The 2311-nt window shown below is 72.0% G+C and carries 4 protein-coding genes and 1 pseudogene; all 5 read left to right on the top strand.

Translation table 11 applies throughout. From position 1 onward, the window contains the following. Nucleotides 1-103: pseudogene (locus ACWDCZ_RS40530) on the top strand (FAD-dependent monooxygenase); the annotation flags it as partial. A 25-nt stretch (nucleotides 104-128) separates the two neighbouring features. Then, nucleotides 129-905: a hypothetical protein gene (locus tag ACWDCZ_RS40525; RefSeq protein ID WP_449818615.1), complete on the top strand. Its 777-nt coding sequence runs from the start codon at nucleotides 129-131 to the stop codon at nucleotides 903-905. 91 nt (nucleotides 906-996) lie between these two features. Further along, entirely contained in the window at nucleotides 997-1626 is a 630-nt protein-coding gene (locus tag ACWDCZ_RS40520) for a hypothetical protein (protein WP_449818614.1), read from the top strand. Continuing rightward, a complete protein-coding gene (locus tag ACWDCZ_RS40515; protein WP_449818613.1) occupies nucleotides 1623-2117 on the top strand; it encodes a hypothetical protein in 495 nt (164 codons plus the stop codon). Before ACWDCZ_RS40520 ends, ACWDCZ_RS40515 begins: the two co-directional genes overlap by 4 nt. Then, the coding region (locus ACWDCZ_RS40510; protein WP_449818612.1) for a hypothetical protein at nucleotides 2110-2311 on the top strand (202 nt) is incomplete at its 3' end. The genes ACWDCZ_RS40515 and ACWDCZ_RS40510, both read left to right, overlap by 8 nt.

Below are 2311 nucleotides of genomic sequence, written 5' to 3'. Positions count from 1 at the left end.
GGCCGAGCGGTACGGCGCCGGGCGGGTCCTGCTCGCCGGGGACTCCGCCCACGAGATGTCCCCGACCGGGGCGTACGGTTCCAACACCGACATCGGACCTGCGGAGCGCGGCGGCAGAGTTGCCCGGTTTGATCACCGAGACCACAACCGCGGCACACAGCACCGGTCACCGGCGTGCCTGGCAGGCCCTCGCCATGCAGTACCGCTCCGCCTACGACCTCGCGAGCAAGCTCGGGTTCCAGGACCTCGCGTCGATCTCCCTCGATCGCATGGGCTGGGCGGCGGAGCGGGCCTCCGACGCCGTGACCGGAGCGATCAGGCAGTACAACCGGGCACTGGCCTACCTGCGGGCCGGCCAGTACCGGACCGGCATCCGCATCGCGGAACTCGCCCGGCAGACGGCCGCGCAGGCCGATCCGGGTATCGAGCGGGAGGCCGTGACCGGTCAGGTGCACCTCGGCATCGCGGTGCTCGCCGCCCGGAACGGGGACGCCGAGGCGATCACCGGCAACCTCGCCGAGGCCGAGTCCATCTCGGTGCGAACCGGTGAGGTCCCGGAGCTCCTCTGGCTGGCCTTCGGTCCGACCAACGTCGCCGCCCACCGGGCGAGTTGCCTGATCGACCAGACCCTCTACCACGAGGCCCTGAAAGTCGCGCGGGCCATCGAGATCCCCGACTCCTGGCCCGCCAGCCGTGCCGCGCACCATCACGCCGAGATCGCCCGGGCTCTGCTCTGGACCGGCAAGGGCGACGCCGCCTTCCGCCGTCTCCTCGACGCCCGCCGCCTCGCCCCGCAGCAGTCCCGGCACAGCTCCACCGTCCGCGAAACGGTGGCCGGTCTGCTCCGGGCGCAACGTCGGCTCCCCGAGTCATTGACGAACTACGCCTCGTGGATCGGAATGTGACCGTGGACTAACACACGGTTGTGTGAGTTCCCGACTTCCATCGGCTCGACCTTGTTCATGACGGATTCACCGACATGACAGGAGTCACCGCATGCCCCGCTCGTTCGGCCCCGCCAGCACGTGGGCCCCTCCCGGCGACACCGTCGTCGCCGTCGAGGGCGGCACGTTCTGGGACGCGGTCGCCGTCGGCCAGAAGCTCGGCCTGGAAGCCCTCTCGATCCTCGAAGGCGAAACCGCGCGCCGCCCCGGGCCGGTGATCTGGGACAGCCGCCGGGAGCCCCGGATCTACTTCCTGGTGCCCCCGCGCAGCGGCATCGAGGCCGACTTGCCCGGGGGGCGTCTGCTCAGCTTCGGCGACTACGTCGCGGTTCCGGGCGTCCTGGTCATCGAACCGCCCGGTCCCCACTGGCTCGTACCGCCGGATCCCGGCCATCCGGACCGGCTCGTCGACCCGGTGCTCCTCGCCTCCGCCCTCAGGCGCGCGGTCGACTCCTGCTGGGTCACCGTCCGTGTGAGCAGCGGTCAGCAGTACCAGGTGCTGGCCGGTGAGGCCCAGGTCGAGGGCAAGGCGTGCCTCAGGTGCAACACCACCGAACCGCCGCTGCGTCCGGCGGGCAGGGGCAGCGTCGTGGACGAGGCCGGCGCCGAGCGCGCCTTCGACCCCGTGTTCTGCGCGACCCACCTGGAGGGCGGGCCGGCGTCGAAGGAGGGGGCCGAGTGATCCCGCGCCTCACCACCACGGCCGAGCGGCAGCGCGCGGTCGGGCACTGGCTCGCCTGCGCGGCCCCGGTGCCCCGCCTCACGTTCAGCGACTGGAAGAAGGACGGCCTGGCGCTGCTGCCCGCCGGCGTGCTGTTCGCTGTCGTGCCCGTTCCGGCCGCCGAGGTCCACGCGGCTGCTCGTACCGACCAGCGTCGGCAGGTGGACCGCTATCTCAGCCGCGTGCTGGGTGGCCCGGTGTTCTGCTACGACTCGTGCGACACCTACTACGCGTTGGTCCCGGCCGGCACCGCGCGGGGCTGGAACCTCTCGGACGTGCCCTGCCTGGGCCGGGGACAGACCGTCGCCGTGCCGCGGCCGGGGCTGACCCGCGAGGACGGCGCCCGCGCCTTCTGGTCCGTCCAGATGAACGCCCCCGCCCTGCTGTGTCAACCCAACCTCGTCGCCCACCTCATTCTGGCCGGCCGACGCCGGGGGGCGACCTGTGGCTGAGCCCCTGATCGACATCGACGTGGCCGGGGTTCTGCGCGCGGTGCGCCAGGCGGACGCCCTCTCGGAACGAGCACTGGCCGGCGAGGAACTCACCGGACCCCAATTGGACCTCCTCTACGCGTTGTACGAGGAGCTGACCGCCCATCTCGCGCTCCTGCTCGCCGCGACGGAGGAGAAGTACCGGCACTCAGCGC

The sequence above is a fragment of the Kitasatospora sp. NPDC001225 genome (assembly GCF_053597855.1).
Note: the sequence above shows the minus strand (reverse complement) of the source record. Positions and strands in the feature narration are given on the sequence as shown.

Excerpts from the sequence above, each read along its gene's own strand:
- ACWDCZ_RS40520 (WP_449818614.1), top strand. The coding sequence starts at position 997 with ATGCCCCGCTCGTTCGGCCCCGCCAGCACGTGGGCCCCTCCCGGCGAC.